Here is a 19893-nt window from a genome sequence, read left to right on the forward strand (position 1 = left end):
AACGACTACAACACCGACGGCATCAACGCGAAGAGCACCGGCATCTACAACATGGTCGCCGACTTCAAGAACCGCGGTGTGCCGATCGACTGCGTGGGCTTCCAGAGCCACCTCAGCTGGAACTCGAACCTCAGCAGCTACCAGGCGAACCTGCAGCGCTTCGCGGACCTCGGTGTGGACGTGCAGATCACCGAGCTGGACGTGGGCGGCTCCGGTTCCGGGCAGGCCAACGTGTACCGGCAGGTCACCCAGGCGTGCATGGCGATCGCCAGGTGCAACGGCATCACCGTGTGGGGCGTCACCGACCGGTACACGTGGCGGCCCAACGACACCCCGCTGCTGTTCGACTCCAACTACCAGAAGAAGCAGGCCTACCAGGCCGTCCTCGACGTGCTCAACACCGGCGGCGGTGGTGGCGGGGACGGCGGCGCGTTGCGGGCCGTGGGGGCGAACAAGTGCCTCGACGTGCCGAACCAGAGCACCGCGACCGGGACCCGGTTGCAGATCTGGGACTGCTCCGGCGGCGCCAACCAGCAGTGGACCCACACCTCCTCCGGTGAGCTGACCGTCTACTCCGGCGACTCCCGGCGATGCCTCGACGCGTCGGGCAACGGGGCCGCCAACGGCACGGCTGCGATCATCTGGACCTGTCACGGTGGCACCAACCAGAAGTGGAACCTGAACGCGAACGGCACGATCACCAGCGCCCAGTCGGGACTCTGCCTCGACGTCAGCGACAACGCGACGGCCAACGGTGCACTGACGCAGCTGTGGGCCTGCTCCGGCGGCGCCAACCAGCAGTGGGCCCTCCAGTGAGCCGGGCACACCGCACCGGGATCGACGGGGGCGCGAGATGCCGGACCTGACGCGACGGCAGGTGATGAAGCTCGGCGCGGCGGGCGCCGTGCTGGCCCAGGCAGGCTGGACGGCGACCGCCCGTGCCGACTCGGCCGCGCCCCCGGAGGTACGGGCGGCAGGCGACCTGGCGCTGTGGTACGACGAGCCGGCCGGGTCGGACTGGCTCCGCGCGTTGCCGGTCGGCAACGGCAGGCTCGCCGCCATGGTGTTCGGCAACACCGACACCGAACGCCTGCAGCTCAACGAGGACACGGTCTGGGCAGGTGGCCCGCACGACTACAGCAACCCGCGGGGCGCCGCGGCACTGGCACAGATCAGGCAGCAGGTGTTCGCGAACCAGTGGACGCAGGCGCAGGACCTGATCAACCAGACGATGCTCGGCATCCCCGCCGCTCAGCTGGCCTACCAGCCCGTCGGGGACCTGCGGCTCACCCTTCCCGCGCCGGGTGGGGTGTCGGGCTACGAACGGTGGCTGGACCTCACCACCGCCACGACGGTCGTGACCTATGTCGCGAACGGCGTGCGGTACCGGCGGGAGGCGTTCGCGAGCGCACCGGACCAGGTGATCGCCGTGCGCCTCACGGCGCAGACGCCGGGGTCGGTCTCCTTCACCGCCGCGTTCACCACCCCGCAGCGCGCGACGCCGTCGAGCCCGGACAGCACGACGATCGCGCTCGACGGCGTCTCCGGTGACATGCGGGGCATCGCGGGCTCGGTCCGGTTCCTCGCACTGGCGAGAGCCGTGGCGCAGGGCGGGACCATGACCAGCTCCGGCGGCACGCTGCGGGTGTCGGGCGCCACCAGCGTCACCCTGCTGGTCTCGATCGGCACCAGCTACGTCGACTACCGGACCGTGAACGGTGACCACCAGGGCATCGCCCGCACCCGGCTGAACGCCGCCCAGGGCGTCGCGTACGACACGCTGCGCGCCCGGCACGTCGCCGACTACCAGGCGTTGTTCGGGCGGGTCGCCATCGACCTCGGTCGCACGGCCGCCGCCGACCAGCCGACCGACGTGCGGATCGCCCAGCACAACGACGTCAATGACCCGCAGTTCTCCGCGCTGCTGTTCCAGTACGGCCGGTACCTGCTGATCTCGTCCTCGCGGCCCGGTACCCAGCCCGCGAACCTGCAGGGCGTCTGGAACGACCAGATGGCCCCGGCATGGGATTCGAAGTACACCATCAACGCCAACCTGCCGATGAACTACTGGCCTGCCGGCACGACCAACCTGGCCGAGTGCTTCGAGCCGGTGTTCCGGATGATCGGCGACCTCACCGTGACCGGTGCCCGCACCGCGAGCGTGCAGTACGGCGCCCGGGGCTGGGTCACCCACCACAACACCGACGCGTGGCGGGGGTCGTCGGTCGTCGACGGCGCGCTGTGGGGCATGTGGCAGACCGGCGGCGCGTGGCTCGCCACCATGATCTGGGAGCACTACCGGTTCACCGGGGACGTCGAGTTCCTCCGGCGGAACTACGCGGCGATGAAGGGCGCCGCACAGTTCTTCCTCGACACCCTGGTCACCGAGCCCAGTCTCGGTTACCTGGTCACCAACCCGTCCAACTCGCCGGAGCTGCCCCACCACGCCAACGCGAGCGTGTGCGCGGGCCCGACGATGGACTCACAGATCCTGCGTGACCTGTTCGACGGCTGCGCCGGTGCCAGTGAGGTGCTCGGTGTGGACGCGGGTTTCCGGGACCAGGTCCGGGCGGCCCGGCAGCGGCTGGCCCCGATGAAGGTCGGCTCGCGCGGCAACATCCAGGAGTGGCTGTACGACTGGGTGGAGACCGAACCGGGGCACCGGCACATCTCGCACCTGTACGGCCTGCATCCCAGCAACCAGATCACGAAACGTGGCACGCCCCAGCTGTACACGGCCGCCCGCCGCACCCTGGAGCTGCGCGGGGACGCGGGCACCGGCTGGTCACTCGCCTGGAAGATCAACTACTGGGCGCGGATGGAGGAGGGGAGCAGGGCCCACGACCTGATCCGCTCCCTCGTGACGCCGGACCGGCTGGCGCCCAACATGTTCGACCTGCACCCGCCGTTCCAGATCGACGGCAACTTCGGGGCGACGTCCGGCGTGGCGGAGATGCTGCTGCACAGCCACAACGGCGAGCTCCACGTGCTGCCCGCGCTGCCGTCGGCGTGGCCTGCCGGGAGTGTCGCCGGCCTCCGCGGCCGCGGCGGGTACACGGTCGGCGCGACCTGGAGCGGCGGCCGGAACACCGGGCTGTCCGTGGTTCCCGACCGCGCGGGCACCGTGCGGATCCGCAGCCGCGTGTTCACCGGCACCTTCGAGCTGCGCGACACCACGAGCGGTGAGGTGGTGCAGCCGGCGAAGCCCGAGGCGGACGTGGTCGAGTTCACCGGCCAGGCGGGCCACACCTACCGCGCCACCGGTCAGGGGCCGGGGCCGGTGGTGGAGACCGGCGTGTACTACCGGCTGGTCGCCCAGCACAGCGGGAAGCTCGCCGACATCAGCGGCGTGTCCACCGCCGCGGGCGCCCTCCTGCACCAGTGGCCGGCCACCGGCGGGCAGAACCAGCAGTTCGACTTCCTGGACTCCGGCGGCGGTTACTACCGGCTCCGGGCGCGGCACAGCGGTCTGGTCCTGCAGGTCGCGAACGCGAACAGCGGCGCGGACATCACCCAGCAGCCGGACGCCAACGCGTCGAGCCAGCAGTGGCGGGTGACCGACCAGGGCGGCGGTGTGATCAGCATGGTCAACCGGCAGAGCGGTCTGGCCATGGACGTGTGGAACGCGTCCACCGCCGACGGTGCGCGCATCTCCCAGTGGACCCCCGGCACCGCGGCCAACCAGCGGTTCCTGCTCCAACGCACGTAGTGCCACCTCGGCTCGGGCAGAACCGGAACCACCCTTACCGGCTGATCTTCGGCTACCACTGGCGGGGCGGCACCGCGAACGACGCCGGCTCGGGTGGCTCCGACGGGGCGAACTGGTCCTACTACGGCCTGATGCGGCTGGCGAGCAACAGCGCGATCTTCGTCGCTCCCCAGCGCCTGGAACGAATCATCGGGACTCGTTCTTCTCCAGCACCTGCATGAAGGCGCGGGACCATTCGGGCAGGTCGGGCCAGCCCCGGCAGGACACCATCGTGCCGTCCACGACGTCGGGCGCGTCGACGAAGACGGCGCCCGCCAGCTCCACGTCGTTCTTCAGCGGCGGGAACGCGGCCGTGGTGCGGCCACGAAGAAGTCCCAGCGCGGCAGGCACTTGTGGGCCGTGGCAGATCGTGCCGACCGGGAGCCCGCGTTCGAAGAAGTGCCGCACGATGCGTGCGACGTCGGGGTCGGTGCGGATGTACTCGGGTGCTCGTCCACCAGGGATCACCAGTGCGCCGTAGTCCTCGGGGTGCACGTCGGCGAAGGCCAGGTCCACGGGCAGTTGGTGCCCTGGTTTCTCGGTGTAGGCGTCCCAGCCCGGCTCGAAGTCGTGGACCACGAGCTTCACCGGGCGGGTCGTGGGCGCCGCCACGACCGCCTCGTGACCGCCCTCGCGCAGCCGGAACACCGGGTACATCGCGTCGAGTTCCTCAGCGGCGTCGCCGGTCAGGATCAGCACTCGCGTCATTGCTCGCTCCTTGCGTGTCAGGGCAGCGTCCAGCGTTGGTTGGTGCCGCCGTGGCAGGACCAGATGATGAGTTGGGTGCCGTCGGCGGTGCTGCCGCCGTTGGCGTCGAGGCACTTGTTCGACTGCGGGTGCACGAGTGCGCCGCCCGCTCCGGTGGTCCAGTTCTGTGCGGCACCGCCGTTGCAGGTCGACAGCTGGACGGGGGCGCCGTCGGTGGTGCCCGCGGCCGTCATGCACTTGCCCATGGTGCGCCAGGTGCCGCCCTCACGGGTCCACTGCTGGTTGGTGCCGCCGTGGCAGGACCAGAGCTGGATCTTCGTGCCGTCGGCCGAGCCCGCGCCGCTGACGTCGACGCACTTGCCGCCCGCGCCCACGATGGGACCGGTGGTGGGGGTGGTGCCGCCCAGCTCCTTGATCCGGATGTGGCGGAAGGACACGTCGTCGCCGGTGCCGTGGTTCTGCACACCGATGTGCCCGGAGACCAGCGAGCGGGCCGGGTCGGTGTTGGTGAAGTCGTTGATCTTCACTCCGTTCAGGAACACCTGGACGCGTTCGCCCTCCACCAGCACCTCGAAGGTGTTCCACTCGCCGGGCGGGTTGAGCGCCGCGTCGCGGGCGGCGGTGTCCGGCGCCTTGAAGCCGTAGATCGAGCCGGTGGTCCGGTCCGGCGAGTCCGTGGCGTCGATCTGGATCTCGTGGCCCTGGTTGAGCGCCGCGTTCGGATCGGACCCGGGTGGGAAGCCGATGACCACACCCGAGTTGTCGTCACCGGCAACCCGCCAGTCCAGCTTGAGCGAGTACGCGCGGAACTCCTTGGTGCTGTACCAGAGCATGCCCATCCCACCGGACGAGGTCAGCGTGCCGTCGCTGTTGGCGAACCCGCCCGGCCCGGACTGTGACCAGCCACTGGTGGAGCCGTTGTAGAGGGTGGTGTGGCCGTTCTCCGGCCGGCAGTCCGCCTTGGTCCGGCCCGCCGTGTACCGGATACCGCCGAGCACCAGCGCACGGAAGTTCGCCTCGGCGTAGCTGGCCTGGGTGTGTCCGCTGCCGGTGTAGAAGGACCGTCCGTTCTGGACGGTCTTGCACCAGGTGTGCGGGTGGTCGGCGCCCATCGAACCGCCGGAGTACGTCGACTCGTCCAGAGTGGCGAGCACACGGGCGGTCGATCGGACGTTGGTCCGGAAGTTGTACCACTCGTCGGTGCGGACCCAGGCGGGGCTGAGGTGCTGGGTGGCCTGGTGCGCCCGGTTCTCCACCCGGACGGTGGCCTGCTGGATGGCCGGGTGCGAGGCGAAGTACGCGCCGACCAGCTCGCCGTAGAACGGCCAGTCGTACTCGGTGTCGGCGGCCGAGTGGATGCCGACGTACCCGCCTCCGCCGCGGATGTAGGACTCGAACGCGCTCTGCTGGCTCGAGTTCAGCACGTCCCCGGTGGTGTTGAGGAACACCACCGTCTCGTACTGGGCCAGGTTGGCCGTCGTGAACCGGGCCGAGTCCTCGGTCGCGGTCACCGTGAAGCTGTTGGCCGAGCCCAGTTCCCGGATCAGCCCGATGCCCGCGGGGATCGCGTCGTGCCGGAAGCCTGTTGTCCTGGAGAAGACCAGGACGTCGTACGGTGCGTCGGCCGCGACGGCCGGTGGACTCGAACCGAATGCGAGGACGGCGAGCGCGGCGGCGGTCACGCCGAGCACGCGTCGGGTGAACGAGTGCTTCATGTCTTGCCTCCGTGCGAGAACGGGATCAGGACAACGTCCACTTCTGGTTGGTGCCGCCGTTGCAGGTCCAGATGATCAGCTGTGTGCCGTCGGCGGAGCTGGCGCCGTTCGCGTCCAGGCACCTGCCGCCGTTGCCGATGGTGCCGTCGGCCTGCACGGACCAGTTCTGTGCGGCGGAGGAGTTACAGGCCCACAGCTGCACCTGGGTCCCGTCGGCGGTGCCCCCGCCCGCGGTGGTCATGCACTTGCCCAGCGCTCGCAGTGTGCTCCCACTGACCGTCCACTGCTGGTTGGTGCCGCCGTTGCAGGTCCACAGCTGGACCTTGGCGCCGTCGGCGGCGCTGCCCCCGTTGACGTCGACGCACTTGCCGCCGAGACCGGTGATCCTCGTGGTGCCGCCGCCCGTCGACGCGCCGAACGTGAAGGCGTCGAGGTCGAACAGGAAGCCGCTGCCGCCCGAGAACGTCAGGTACAGCGTGGTGGTACCGGCCGGCACGCCTGCCAGGGTGGTGGACACCTCGGTGAAGGTGTCCCACCCGCCGGTCACCGGCACGGCGACCGAGCCGAGCACGGGCCCGGTCGGTGACCCGGCCCGCACCGACAGCGTGCCGCCGGAGCCGGCGGAGGACACCCGGGCGGTGAACCTGGTCTCCGCGCCGAGGGCGTAGGGCCGGAACGCGATCCAGTCGCCGTTGTGGATGTCGCCGACGGTCCTGCCGCCCTCGGCCGCCGCCTTGTCGAACAGGCTCGTGCCCGACTGGGCCGTGTGGTGCTCGGCCTGGCGGTGGCGCAGCTGCAGGGTGTGCTGCGTGTGCGTGGTCAGCGCGGGCAGACCGCCCGACCCGAGGTCGGTGTACTCGGCGTCGAACACCGCGAACAGGTTCGCCGCGGTGTCGTGCTCGCCGTCGACCGGGACCTGCAGCGTTCCGGAGCACCCGGTGCGTGAGGTGATCGTGTGGCCGTGGTCGTCGTGGCCGAGGATGTAGGACAGCTTCACTCTGGTGCAGTCGACCGCACCGTCCTCCGGGTCGGACACGGTGATCGTGTACGGCACGGCGTCGCCGAAGCTGAAGAGTGCGCCGTCGGCCGGCGTGGTCAGGGTGACCGTCGGTGCCGTGTTGCCGATCGTGATCGTCACGCTCGCGCTGGCGGTGCGGCCGCCGGGATCGGTGACCGTGAGGGTGGCGGTGCGTTGCCCGTTGCCGGTGTAGGTGTGGCTCGGGTTGGCCGACGAGGACGTGGTCCCGTCACCGAAGTTCCACTGGTGGGTGAGCGCGCCGCCCTCCGGGTCCGAGGAGCCCGCCGAGGAGAAGGCGACCGTCAGCGGCGCGGTCCCGGACGTGCGGTCGGCGCCGGCCCGCGCGACGGGGGCCTGGTTGCCCGCCGGGTTGTACTCGATGCGGTACAGCGCGGACTCGGCGTTGCCGCTGCCCCACCCGGTGCCGTAGTCCAGCACGTACAGCGCGCCGTCCGGGCCGAACGCGGTGTCCATGACCTGGGTGCCGCGCCACGGGAAGTCGTTGACCTGCCCGGCCGACCCGTCGGCGTCGACGTCGACGGTCTTGAGCCAGCGCCGACCGAACTCGGACACGAAGACGTGCCCGTCCAACGCCTGCGGGAACTTGACCGTCGACGGGTTCGCCGCGTCGTAGCGGTACACCACGCCGCCCATGGGCGACTCGGACCCGCACCCGAACGCCGCGAACGAGCAGTTGTCGTAGTTGATCCACGCCGCGCGTGCCGCGGGCAGTGTGGTGAGGCCCGTGTTGCGGGGCGAGTTGTTGACCGGCGCCGCGCAGTTGAACCGGTTGCCGGACGGCCCGGACGGGAACGTGTAGTCCACATAGGTCTCGCCGGTGGAGTTCCTCCCGGTGCAGTAGGGCCAGCCGTAGTTGCCCGCCGACGTGATCCGGTTGAACTCCACCTGCCCGCCGGGCCCACGGGTGTTGCTCGCCGTGCCCGCGTCCGGGCCGTAGTCGCCGAGGTAGATCGCGCCGGTGGCCTTGTCGACGCCGAACCGGAACGGGTTGCGGAAGCCCATCGCGTAGATCTCGGGCCGCGTGCCCGCCGTGCCTGCGGGGAACAGGTTGCCCGCAGGGATCGAGTACGTGCCGTTGGCGTTCACCTTGATGCGCAGCACCTTGCCGCGCAGGTCGTTGGTGTTGGCCGAGCTGCGCTGGGCGTCGTAGGCGGGGTTGCGGTTGGTGCGCTCGTCGATGGGGGTGTACCCGTCGGACGCGAACGGGTTCGAGTCGTCCCCGGTGGACAGGTAGAGGTTGCCCGCCGCGTCGAAGTCGATGTCCCCGCCGACGTGACAGCACATGCCCCGGCTGGTCGCCACGTCCAGCACGGTCACCTGGCTGGCGGTGTTCAGCGTGAAGTCGGCGTTGAGGGTGAACCGGGACAGCCGGTTCACCCCGTTCCACACGGAGAAGTCCGTTCCGGTGTCCGGGGCGTCACCGCCCGGTGTGGACAGTGGCGGCGCGTAGTACAGGTAGATGAACCGGTTGCCGGCGAAGCCCGGGTCCACCCCGACACCCTGCAGGCCCTCCTCGTCGTGCGTGTAGACGGGCAGGGTGCCGATCACACTGGTGACCCCGCCCGCGGTGGTACGCCGCAGCACACCGTTGCGGGCGGTGTGCAGCACCGAGCGGTCCGGCAGCACGGCCAGCGACATGGGCTCGCCCATCTCCGCGACGCCTCTGGCCAGCTCGACCTGCTGGAAGTCGGCGGGGTTCACCGCGTGCGCCGACGCGGGCACGGGTGCGGTGAGCACCGGTAACACGAGGGTGGCCGCGACCAGCACGGCCGCTGCGAACATTCTCATGAGGACTCCGGTAGATCGTGCGGGGAGGTGGTGCGTCAGGGCAGGGTCCAGCGCTGGTTGGCGCCGCCGTGGCAGGTCCAGATGATGAGCTGGGTGCCGTCGGCGGAGCCGGCGCCGTTGGCGTCGAGGCACTTGCCGGAGCCGGGGTTGACCAGCGAGCCGCCGGCCTGCGGGGTCCAGTTCTGCGCGGCGCCGCCGTTGCAGGCCGACGACTGGACGAGAGCGCCGTCGGCGGTGCCGCCGCCTGCCACGGTCATGCACTTGCCGAGGGCGCGCAGGGTGCCGCCGTCGCGGGTCCACTGCTGGTTGGTGCCGCTGTTGCAGGTCCAGAGCTGGATCTTGGCGCCGTCGGCGGTGCTGGCGCCGTTGACGTCGACGCACTTGCCGCTCGAACCCACGATCGGCCCGCTCGTGACCGCGCCCGGGGTACCGACACCGGGACCGACGAACGTGATCGAGTCCAGGTCGTAGGTGGTGGCCGAGGTGGACTTGAACACCACGAACAGCTCCACCGTGCCGGCCGGCCGCGTCACCGCGACCGGCGCCAGGCTCACGTAGTTGTCCCACCCGCCCGTGCTGCCCACGGTCGCGGTGGCCACCAGGGCGCCGGTCGGCGACCCCGACCGGAGTTCGATCGTGCCACCCGGTCCGGGCGAGGACACCCGGAACGAGACCTGGTTGATGCCGGTCAGGTTCATCGGGGTGAACGAGATCCAGTCGTTGTTCCCGATGTCCCCGATGCGCTGGCCACCCTCCGCGCCTGCCTGGGCCACGACCCGGATCCCGGACGAACCGGTGAAGTGCTCGGCCTGCTTGTGCTTGGGCTGCAGCACGACCTGGGTCCTGCCGGTGAGCGCGGGCACGCCGGCCGCCCCGTTGTCGGTGTAGACCGCGTCGGCGACGTAGAACAGGTTGGAACCGGGACTGTGCCCGCCGTCGCTGTGGGTGGCGAGCACGCCGGAGCAGCCCGGCTGCGGGTCGAGCGGGTGCGCGTGCTCGTCGTGCCCCAGCGCCGCGGTCGTGATCACCCTGGCGCAGTCGATCGTGCCGTCCTCGGGGTCGGTGACGCTCACCGAGTACGGGATCTCGTCGCCGAAGTCGAACATGCCGCCGTGCGGGGGCGTCGTGAGCCGGACGGTGGGTGCGGTGTTGCCCACCGTCACCGGCACGTTGGCCACGCCGGTCCGTCCGTTCGGATCGGTGACGGTGAGCTGCGCGTTGAACAGCCCGCGCGCGGTGTAGGTGTGCGACGGGTTGGCCGAGGTGGAGCTGCCGCCGTCGCCGAAGGTCCACCGGTAGGTCAGCGGGCCGCCCTCCGGATCGGCCGACCCGGCGCTCGAGAAGCTCACGGTCAGTGGCGACCCGCCGGAGGACGGGGCGGCGGTCGCCCTGGCGAGCGGTGCGCGGTCGCCGGAGATGTAGTCGATCCGGTAGAGCGCGGAGTCGGGGTTGTCCCTGCCGAACCCGCTGCCCCATTCGAGGAGGTACAGCGAGCCGTCCGGCCCGAACTTGGCGTCCATCGGGGACCTGAACGTGAGGTTGGCCAGGAACCTGTTTATCTTCAACAGGTTCCTGGACGAGTCGAGGCGGAACTCGTGCATGGTGTTGCGTGCCCACTCGCCGAAGAACGGCGTCTTGTCGAAGTACTGCGGGAACTTCGTGGGCGACGGGTTCGCCGGGTCGTAGTGGTACACGGGGAAGGCCATGGGGGCCTCGCCGCCGCCACCCATCTCCGGGAAGGCGTTGCCGTTGCTGCCGTTGCCGTACCAGACGGTGGCCGGCCGGGCCGCGGGCAGGGTGGTGAGCCCGGTGTTGTTGGGGGAGCTGTTGACCGGCGCGGCGCAGTTGAACTTGGCGCCGGAGGTGTTGTTCGCGAAGTTGTAGTCGGTGAACGGGATGTTGTTCGCCACGCAGTACGGCCAGCCGTAGTAACCAGGGGACGTGATCACGTTCCACTCGACCAGCCCACCCGGGCCGCGGTTCGCGTTGTCGGACCCGGCGTCCGGGCCGTAGTCGGCCAGGTAGATGGTGCCGTCGGTGTCCACGGTGAACCGGAACGGGTTGCGGAAGCCCATCGCGTAGATCTCCGGCCGGGTCTGCGCGGTGCCGGGGGCGAACATGTTGCCGGACGGGATCGTGTACGTGCCGCCGGACTCCGGGTGGATGCGCAGGATCTTGCCGCGCAGGTCGTTGGTGTTGGCCGCGGTCTTCTGCGCGTCGAACAGGCTGCGTCCCGACCGCTCGTCGATGGGGGTGTACCCGCTGGACTCGTGCGGGTTGGTGTCGTCACCGACACCGATGTAGAGGTTTCCGCCGGGGCCGAACGTGAGGTACCCGCCGGTGTGCCCCGGCTCGGACTGTCGTGCGGCCGGGAAGGACAGCAGTATCCGCTCGCTGGCCAGGTCGAGCGTGTCACCGTTGACCGTGAACCGCGACACGCGGTTGATCTCCTGCGAGCCCGCGGGCGAGTAGTACAGGTACACCCACCTGTTGGTGGCGAAGCCGGGGTCGAGCGCCACGCCTGCGAGACCGTCCTCGCCGCCGGTGTAGACGTTGAGCGTGCCCGCGGTGACCGTGGTCCGGGTGCTCGGCTTGTAGATCTTCAGCTGGCCGCCGTACTGGGTGTAGAAGACCCGGCCGTCCTGCGCCACGTCCAACGTGCCCGGCGCGACCGTGTTGCTGTCCAGCTCGACCTTGTCGTAGCTCGCCCACACGGTGGGCCCGCAGTCAGCGGGGAGCGTGCCGGCCGCGGTCCGCACGCCGCCGAGCACGTGGCTGCGGAACAGCGGTTCGGAGTACGCGGAAGCCTGGTGCCCCATGGCCGTCGCCCACAGACGGCCGCCTTCGACGTTGCGGCACCAGGAGATCGGGTGATCGGCGCCCATCGCGGACGAGCCGGGGTTGTACGTGGTCTCGTCCGCGGTCACCAGCACGTGCACGTCACCGCGGGCACTGCGGTTGAAGTTGTACCACTCCTCGGTGCGGTTCCAGCGCTGCGGCAGCCCCTGCCCGGACGGGTGCGCCTGGTCGGCGACCTTGGCCGTGCCCGCGACGATGGCGGAGTGCTGGGTCATGGTCATGCCGAGCATCTGGTCCCACCACGGGAACTCGCTCTCGATGTTCATGTCCGTCGCGTTGTGGATGGCGACGATGCCGCCCCCGTTCCGCAGGTAGGTCTGCATCGCCGCGCGTTGCGCCGCCGTGGTCCAGACCATTCCGGAGGTCTGGAACATGATGACCACGTCGTAGGTGGCCAGGGTGGCGTCGGTGAAGACGGCCGAGTCCTCGGTGTGGGTGAGCTGCCACGCGTTGTCGGCCGCCATCTGCTGGAACATCGCCACCCCGGCCGGGATGGAGTCGTGCCGGAACCCGGCGGTCTTGGTGAACAGCAGCACCTTCTCGCCCGCTGCCGGGCCCGCGGGCGCGGCGGGGGCGTTCATGGCCAGCACGAGCAACGCGCTGACGAACGCGATCAGCAGCTTGGTGGTTGTGTGTCTCATGTTGGCCTCCTGGGCAGGGGAGAGGCGTCGGTCGCTAGTTCAGGGTCCACCGCTGGTTAGCCTGGCCGTTGCAGGTCCACAGGACGAGCTTCGTACCGTTGCCGGTGGCCTGGGGCGTTGAAGGTGCGCACGGCCGCCTCCTGGCCGGAGTTGGCCAGCGGGATATCGTGGCGCCGAACACCTCGGCGTTCGGCCCGGCCGCGGTGATGTGGTCGTGGCCGCGGGCACCATGGCCAGTGCCACCGCCAGGCGGGCGGCTCGTGCACAGAGCGCGCGGCCTCGCGGCCGATGGGATGAGAACAACATTGTTCCGCTCCTCGGGACGTGCTGCTCGGGCCGTTGGGAGCGCTCCCAGAACGGCCCGAGCAGAAGCAGTCGTCGTGGACGTGGGGCAGGCGGGGGTTACCGCGACCTGGCCGGCTGTCGTCGCGCCGGGCGGTGCTGGGGATCCGTTCCTGGTAGTCGAACGTCGCCGGTCAGCGTGCTGACATGTATCCGGCTTATGTTCGGGTCGAGAAGGCCGCCAGAATCACACTTTAGCCTAGTCCGCCGCAGAACAGTCAAGACTGAGTGCGAATGGATCATACTTATCGGTGCTCGTTCTCCTTTCGATACCGGATCTTGCGACGAGACGGCGGATCCGGTCGTACCCTTCCGGTGTGACCCATGACGAAGGAGACGAGGTCGAGCACGGCACGTCCCTCCCGACCATGACCGATGAGCCTGCTCGGGACCAGCAGGCCGCGCCGGCGGCGGACGCGTACCGGCCGGGGTACGAGCTGGTGGCCGAGCGGATCCTGCTGTTGATCGCCGAGTCGGGGTTGCGGCCCGGTGACCGGATGCCCACCGAGAACGAGTTGGCCGCCCGGTTGGGCACCAGCCGGAGCATGGTGCGCGAGGCGGTGAAGATCCTGTCGGCGATCGGGCGGGTACGGGCCCAGAAGGGCCGCGGCCTCTATGTCGCCGACGACGAGGGAATGCTGGGATCGGCGCGGTGGGGTGGGTTCTTCCTGCCGACCGATCTCGACCACGTCTACATGCTGTTCGAGTTCCGCCGGGCGCAGGAGACGGCCGCGAGCCGGCTCGCGGCGACCCGTGCGACGCCGGCGGAGCTGCGGGCGATCGAGACGGCGGCCGAGACCTGCAGGCAGGGCCATGTGACCGGGGAGGCGTCCCTCTTCGACCGCGGCGACGACGAGTTCCACCTCGCGATCGCGGCCGCCTCGCACAACCAGTTCCTGGTCGCGGCGGTGCGCGAGGCCCGCCGCCTGCAACGCCAGTCCAACATCATCGGCATGCACGGCACCGTCGGCGGTCACGCACCGGAAGCCGTCGAGGAACACGCGGCGATCCTCCAGGCCATCCGAGACGGTGACCCCGACGTCGCCGCCCGGGCCACCGCCGTCCACCTCGACAACACCCTCGAGGACTACCGGCACGAGATCCAGCGCCGCCTGTTCGGCTGACCTCGCGGCACTGCCGCGCTCGCCAGCCGCCAGGGCGCCGAGTTCCGCCGGCGTGAGCCTGCCCGGGCCCCAACGGCTGTCGCTGCCGTCGTTCGCGCGTGAATTACCGGAATCATGTCAACCGGAAAGATCGCGGAATTGTGCCCGGAAATCGGCCGATTAGCGCCTTCCTGTGCTCAACGGGGTGCGGCATGGTGGAGTGGGATGCTCCGACGGGAGGCAACAAATGGGAACCGTGGTGGACGGCACGTCGATCTCGCGTGATATTCCGTTCCTCAACATCGTCGATCAAGAATTCCGCTACGACGCGCCGGAGGTGGTCGAGGCGCAGGAACGCAGTTGGTACGCGGACAGCCCGATCGGCATTCTCGTGCTGCGGTACGCCGAGGCGCGTGATCTTCTGCGGGATCCGCGCCTTGACCACAACGGCAAGCGATATCTGGAGATGAGCGGCGTCACCGCGGGCCCCATCTACGACTGGTTCGTCCCCATGATCGTCAACCACGACGGGGAGGACCACCGGCGGCTGCGCGGTCTGGTGAACAAGGCATTCACGCCGCGAATGATCGACGGGTTGCGCCCATTCATCCGGGCGAAGGCGGAAGAGCTGACCGATCGCCTTGCTTCGGCAGACGTTTGTGAGTTCGTCGAGGATTTCGGGAACCCGTTGCCGCTGGCGGTCATGTGCGAGCTGCTCGGCGTGCCTGCCGAGGATTACGACACGTTCCGGGTGTGGACCACGGATGTGGGGCTCGTGTGGACTCGCGGCGGGCAGGCACCCGCAGCTCGACGCCGCCGCGTTCGTCGCGGTGGCCGCGGGTGCTGTCTGCGGGCTGGTCGCCGTCCACTGGGACGAGCTCGCCTACCTGTTCTCCGACCCGGCGAAAGCCGTACACAGAAGGGAAAACCCATGATCGTGCTGATCGTGGCCGTGGTCCTGCTCGCGGTGGCGACCGTGGGCCACCTGCTGCTCACGTTCGCGCTCATCCGCCGCGTCCGCGACCTGCAGAACCGGACCGTCGTCCCGCACGACGACGGTCTTCCGACGGCCGGTACCCCCGTCGGACCGTTCTCCCTCGAACGCCTCGACGGCAGCAGGCTGGACACCGAGGACCTCGCTACGGGCGACGTCCTGGTCGGCTTCTTCGCGGCGGGTTGCTCGCCGTGCACCGCGGTCGTCGCGGACCTGCTCGACGACCCGCCCGCCGAACGGTTCGTCGCACTCGTCGACAGCGGTGCGGCGGAGCCGACCACGGACCTGGCCACCCGGCTCTCCTCGGTCGCCGAGGTCGCCGTGGTGCCGTGGGAGTCCACCGTGTCCGCTGCCTTCGGTCAGGAAGGCTTCCCGGCACTGCTGCGCGTGCGCGACGGCGTGATCGTCGAGGCGTCCCGCGCCCGCGCCGGTCTCAGCCAGCTCGCCGTCCGATGAGGACACTGGTGGCGGCGGTGCTCGTGGCCGCCGTCGCACGCAGACTCCTCGTCGTGGTCACGGTGCGCGGCAACAGCATGCGACCGACCTACACCGACGGCGACGTGCTGCTCGCGGCCCGGTTCCCGCTGCTGCGCCGCGGTCGCGCGATCGTCTTCACCCCGCCGACCAACGTGCGGGACGCGCCGCCCTACCGCGTGAAGCGCCTGGTCGCCCTGCCCGGCGACCCGACCCCGGACTGGGTCAGGGACCGGCAGCGGTTCGTGCCCGCCGGTCACGTGGTGGTGCGCGGGGACAACCTCCGCAGCGAGGACTCGAGCACCTACGGCTACGTCGAACGGGCCGGCGTCCTCGCGGTGGTCGTACGCAGACTCCGAGCCGCCCCCTGACACGGCGCGACCGCCCGGGTCGAAGGTGGGCTACCCTGCGGTGACGCCCCCTTGCCGAACTCCGTCGACCGCACTCTCCTGCGTGGCAGAGCAGAGAGGTCATCGCTCGACGACACGGAGAACGGACAGGTGAGTGCCGTGATGGCGCCAAGCCCCGCGCACGGGGAGACTTCGGGAGCGCGGCGGTGTGCCGCGTGTGGCCACGACTGGCGAACGCACGACGACATCGCGGCCCGCTACTGCGCCGCGACATCGGTCAGCCGCGCCAGCCGAGGATGCGTCTGCGCCCCGGACGCGACCAACGGCGACGGGGGAGCGGCAGGCTGACCGGGAGGAGCCGCTGACCGGAGCCACGGGTCGGCCGGCACCCCGGTGACGTTGTTGCTCGGTCTCACCGCGTTGGCGACCGAGCCAGCCGACGGCGCGACACTCAGATCGCAGGCAGACCGACCTTTGCCAAACCAACCCCGTTGCCACCCCGCGAGGCCATCCCGGAGACCTGCCCCTCCGGCGAGGAGGCCCGTCCGGTAGGCCGCCCGTCCGGCGAGGACACGCCACACCGGGGCAACGCCTGACCGGCTGCCCCGACGACAGCGCGCTGACCACCGCTTTTCCACAGGACATAGATGGCCGGTGCGCAGTCCTGGCCTGGCGGCGGGGTGCATGCCACGGTCGAAACCGTGTTCGGCGTACCGCGGTCACGACAAGTGGAGATGGGCATGGGCGATTTCACCGTCAACTTCGAAGCTCTCGAACAGTGCCGCACCGAGTTGTCCGGCCAGGCCGGGCCGATGGCCGCCGCCGCGGACGGTCTTCCCGCCGGGGTCAGCGCAGGCTCGTTCGGTGACCTCGACGGGGCCGCGGGTCTTGCCGACGCGGTGAACGCGTTCTCCGAAGCCGTCGGCGTCGAGATCGACAAGGCCGGCGAGCGGCTCACCCAGGTGGGCGTCGCGGTCGAGGCCGTGATCGACAGCGTCCGCGGGACCGATCAGCACAACGTCCGGTGCCTGACCCCGGCATGAGACTGGCATGAGGTGGAGGCACCATGACGCACAAGGACGACGTCGGCGCGCTGCCCGGCAGCGCGCCGCAACTGGCGGCCCTGGCCGACCCGGTCTACCAGACGGTGGACGGCGGGGTGTTCGACGACCTCGGCACCAGGTTCACCGAGGCAGGCGGCAGGACCGCGGTGGCGACGTACAAGGTCAAGTCTGTGATCGGCGACGTCGACGGCGCGTGGGACGGCGCGTCCGCCGACAGCTTCGTCGACTACATGGGCAGGTTCACCGCTGCCGGGATGTCCGTCGCCGACGCGCTGACCAGCGCGGCTTCCGATCTGCTCAACGCGGGCGGTGCGGTGCAGGGTGCGCGGGACGCGCTGGAAGGGGTGTTCGCCAACCTCGTCACCGAGGTGCAGGCGATGGGCTGCCCCGCAGAGGAAGGCGAACTCGAGAAGCAGGTCGACGAGGCGGTCGAGCGGTACCGCCCGCAGGTCGTGGAACAGATCGACCTCGCGAACTCGGCGGTGACGAGTGCCGCGTCCGCGGTGTCCGGACTCCTGGACGGCATCAACCCCAGGTTCTCCACGCTGCCCGACCCGGACACCGGCACGTTCGCGCCGAACGGCGGCGAGCCACTGGAGTGGGTCCCGGTCGTGCCGGAACAGCTCGGGCCCGGCAACGGGGAACCAGGTGAGACGCCGGGCGGCGAGTCGCCAGGGGGTACGGCGCCGGGTGGTGGTCCTGGCGGTGGCGACACCCAGGGCGAGACCCCTGGCGGAACGCCTGGCGGTGGTCCGCCCGGTGGCGAAGCGCCCGGCGAGCAAGCCCCGCCAGGGGAGGCGCCAGGTGGGGAGCACCCGAACGGCGAGACGGAGGGCAAGATCCTCGACGTCGCCCAGGGCGAGCTCGGCTACGAGGAAGGTCCCGGCGACGAGAACAAGTACGGCCCGGCCGCGGCGTGGTGCTCGTCGTTCGCCACGTGGGTGTGGCGCGAGTCCGGTGTCGACATCCCGTCTCTGCCGTTCACCGGCGACGTCTACACCTGGGGCCAGGAGCGTGGCCTGGCCTACGACGCCGGCAACCTCGGCCAGGCACGCCCCGGTGACGTGCTGCTGTTCGGCAGCGGCCCGGAGTCCACGAGCACCAGCACCCACATCGGGATCGTGGAATCGGTCGACGGCGACCAGGTCACGCTGATCGAGGGCAACTCCAGTGACCGGGTCCAGCGGGTCACCCACAGTCTGTCCGGTGGCGAGTTCTACGGCGGCGTGCACCCGCGGTGAGCGAGGTCGTCAGGTGTGCAGGTCCACTCCGCGCGGTTCGCGGACCAGGGACACCGCGATGATCGAGACCACCGACAGCGCCATGATGTAGACCCCGACCGAGACGGCCGTGCCGGTCGACCGCACCAGCGCCTGTGCGATCGTCGGTGCGAACGCGCCGCCGAGGATGGCGCCCAGCGCGTAGCCGATGGAGACGCCGGAGTAGCGGACCTGGGGTGGGAACATCTCGGCGTACAGGGCCGACATCGGTCCGTAGGACAGGCCGAGGCCGAAGGACAGCACGACGATCGCCAGTGCGAACTGCAGCACGTCGGCGGTCTGCATGAGCAGGAACATGGGGATCATCCACACGAACAGCGCCGCGTAGCCGATCTGGAAGGTGCGCACGCGCCCGATGCGGTCGGACAGCCCGCCGGCCCAGAGGGTGAAGACGAGCCAGCCGACGGCGCCCGCGACCGTGGCGGCCAGGACGCTGGGGCGGGACAGGCCGAGAGACGTGCCGTAGCCGATGAAGTAGGCGATGAGCAGGTAGCCGGCGGCGTTGTTCGCCACGAAGATCAGCGCGGTGAGCACGACGCCCCGGGTGTGGGAGCGGAAGAGGTCCCGTAGCGGGGCCGAGGAGTGCGCCCTGCGTGTCAGCATCTCCTGGAAGACCGGGCTTTCCTCGACGATGCGCCGGATGATGTAACCGCCGATGATCAGGACGACGGAGAACAGGAACGGGATGCGCCAGCCCCAGGAGAGGAACTGGTCCTCGGTGGTGAGCGAGGTGATCAGCCAGAGCACGCCGGTGGCCAGGATCAGGCCGATCGGGACGCCGATCTGCGGGTAGGCGCCGAACAGGCCGCGCTTGTGCGTCGGGGCGTGTTCGACCGCCATCAGCGCCGCGCCGCCCCACTCGCCGCCTGCCGAGAAGCCTTGCACGATGCGCAGCACGATCAGCAGGATGGGCGCCGCGATGCCGATGCCCGCGTAGGTCGGCAGCAGGCCGATCAGTGTGGTCGCCCCGCCCATCAGCAGCAGCGTGAGGACCAGCATCTTCTTGCGGCCGAGCCGGTCACCGAACCGGCCGGCCATGATCGCGCCGAGCGGGCGGAACAGGAAGCTGATGCCGATGGTGGCCAGCGAGACGAGTTCGGAGAGCCCGGCGGACTCCTCGCCCAGCGGCGCGAAGAACAGCGGGGCGAAGACCAGGCTCGCGGCCTGGGCGTAGATGAAGAAGTCGTACCACTCGATGGTGGTGCCGGCGAGGGTGCTCGCCAGCACCCGGCGCTCCTCCCTGGTCCTGGCAGAGCTGGGTGCGGGGGCGGTGTGGCGGACTGAGTCGGACATCGGAACCTCTCCGTTCTGACGGTCGACATCAGTGTGATCAACCGAGTGCGGTGTCGGGCACCGCTGAAGGTGGCAGCCGTGTCATCTCACCCACCTCAGCCGGGTGTGATGGCGTAGTGCTCGCGCACCTCGCCGACGTTCGGCACGCCGTTGAACCCGTCCAGGTTCCCTACGGAGACGATGATCGACCCGTCCTCGGTGACGTACTCCATCGGAGTGCTCCAGCCGTCCTCGAGGTCGGGCGACGCGGCGAAGGCCCGCAGGAGGTCCTCCATGACCGCGACGGCCTCGTCCTCGGTGGTCGCCTCGAGCACGACGTCGCTACGTATCCAGCCGCCACCGAACTGGAAGTTGCAGTCCCACTCCGCGGACGCCACACCGTCGACGGCGAGCGCCGTCTCCCTGAACACGTCCTCACAGTCCCAGTTCCTCGCTCGCCCCAAGCTGAGCAGCGCGGCGAGTGTGCCGCCGACGGGCCCTGCCCCGGACATCCTT

14 protein-coding genes are annotated in these 19893 nt (G+C 70.0%); 8 read left to right on the forward strand and 6 right to left on the reverse strand.

The window, feature by feature from the left end; all coding sequences use genetic code 11:
- A partial coding sequence (locus FHR82_RS44490; protein ID WP_184816754.1) for a ricin-type beta-trefoil lectin domain protein occupies positions 1–816 on the forward strand: 816 nt, incomplete at its 5' end.
- A 37-nt stretch (positions 817–853) separates the two neighbouring features.
- The gene (locus FHR82_RS44495) at positions 854–3709 is read left to right on the forward strand and encodes a glycosyl hydrolase family 95 catalytic domain-containing protein (protein WP_184816755.1); all 2856 of its coding nucleotides are present in this window, start codon (positions 854–856) and stop codon (positions 3707–3709) included.
- Positions 3710–3895: 186 nt separating this feature from the next.
- Here the strand turns inward: FHR82_RS44495 and FHR82_RS44500 are convergent, their stop codons facing one another.
- From FHR82_RS44500 to FHR82_RS44515, 4 genes are read right to left on the reverse strand one after another with little or no spacing between them, the layout of a single operon-like run.
- The gene (locus FHR82_RS44500; RefSeq protein ID WP_184816756.1) at positions 3896–4456 is read right to left on the reverse strand and encodes a DJ-1/PfpI family protein; all 561 of its coding nucleotides are present in this window, start codon (positions 4454–4456) and stop codon (positions 3896–3898) included.
- A gap of 17 nt (positions 4457–4473) precedes the next feature.
- The gene (locus tag FHR82_RS44505; RefSeq protein ID WP_184816757.1) at positions 4474–6171 is read right to left on the reverse strand and encodes a ThuA domain-containing protein; all 1698 of its coding nucleotides are present in this window, start codon (positions 6169–6171) and stop codon (positions 4474–4476) included.
- A 25-nt stretch (positions 6172–6196) separates the two neighbouring features.
- Positions 6197–8998 (reverse strand): PQQ-dependent sugar dehydrogenase, encoded by a 2802-nt coding sequence (locus FHR82_RS44510; protein ID WP_184816758.1) that lies wholly within the window; start codon positions 8996–8998, stop codon positions 6197–6199.
- A 35-nt stretch (positions 8999–9033) separates the two neighbouring features.
- The gene (locus FHR82_RS44515; RefSeq protein ID WP_184816759.1) at positions 9034–12498 is read right to left on the reverse strand and encodes a ThuA domain-containing protein; all 3465 of its coding nucleotides are present in this window, start codon (positions 12496–12498) and stop codon (positions 9034–9036) included.
- 659 nt (positions 12499–13157) lie between these two features.
- Here FHR82_RS44515 and FHR82_RS44520 point away from each other — a divergent pair.
- From FHR82_RS44520 to FHR82_RS44540, 6 genes are all read left to right on the forward strand, one after another.
- Positions 13158–13964, forward strand: coding sequence for a FadR/GntR family transcriptional regulator (locus tag FHR82_RS44520; RefSeq protein WP_311771597.1), 807 nt, complete (start codon positions 13158–13160; stop codon positions 13962–13964).
- A gap of 226 nt (positions 13965–14190) precedes the next feature.
- Complete coding sequence (locus FHR82_RS44525; protein WP_184816760.1) at positions 14191–15393, forward strand: cytochrome P450 family protein; 1203 nt, start codon at positions 14191–14193, stop codon at positions 15391–15393.
- A complete protein-coding gene (locus FHR82_RS44530) occupies positions 15390–15782 on the forward strand; it encodes a S26 family signal peptidase (RefSeq protein WP_184816761.1) in 393 nt (130 codons plus the stop codon). Before FHR82_RS44525 ends, FHR82_RS44530 begins: the two co-directional genes overlap by 4 nt.
- A gap of 141 nt (positions 15783–15923) precedes the next feature.
- Complete coding sequence (locus tag FHR82_RS45555) at positions 15924–16109, forward strand: RGCVC family protein (protein WP_221465106.1); 186 nt, start codon at positions 15924–15926, stop codon at positions 16107–16109.
- A 392-nt stretch (positions 16110–16501) separates the two neighbouring features.
- Positions 16502–16804: a hypothetical protein gene (locus FHR82_RS44535; RefSeq protein WP_184816762.1), complete on the forward strand. Its 303-nt coding sequence runs from the start codon at positions 16502–16504 to the stop codon at positions 16802–16804.
- Between the two features lie 23 nt (positions 16805–16827).
- Positions 16828–18066 (forward strand): CHAP domain-containing protein, encoded by a 1239-nt coding sequence (locus FHR82_RS44540; protein WP_225943860.1) that lies wholly within the window; start codon positions 16828–16830, stop codon positions 18064–18066.
- Positions 18067–18075: 9 nt separating this feature from the next.
- Here the strand turns inward: FHR82_RS44540 and FHR82_RS44545 are convergent, their stop codons facing one another.
- A complete protein-coding gene (locus FHR82_RS44545; RefSeq protein ID WP_184816763.1) occupies positions 18076–19398 on the reverse strand; it encodes an MFS transporter in 1323 nt (440 codons plus the stop codon).
- Positions 19399–19493: 95 nt separating this feature from the next.
- The gene (locus tag FHR82_RS44550; RefSeq protein ID WP_184816764.1) at positions 19494–19808 is read right to left on the reverse strand and encodes a hypothetical protein; all 315 of its coding nucleotides are present in this window, start codon (positions 19806–19808) and stop codon (positions 19494–19496) included.
- Positions 19809–19893: the final 85 nt, after the last annotated feature.

The organism is Actinophytocola algeriensis, assembly GCF_014203735.1.
GTDB lineage: Bacteria > Actinomycetota > Actinomycetes > Mycobacteriales > Pseudonocardiaceae > Actinophytocola > Actinophytocola algeriensis.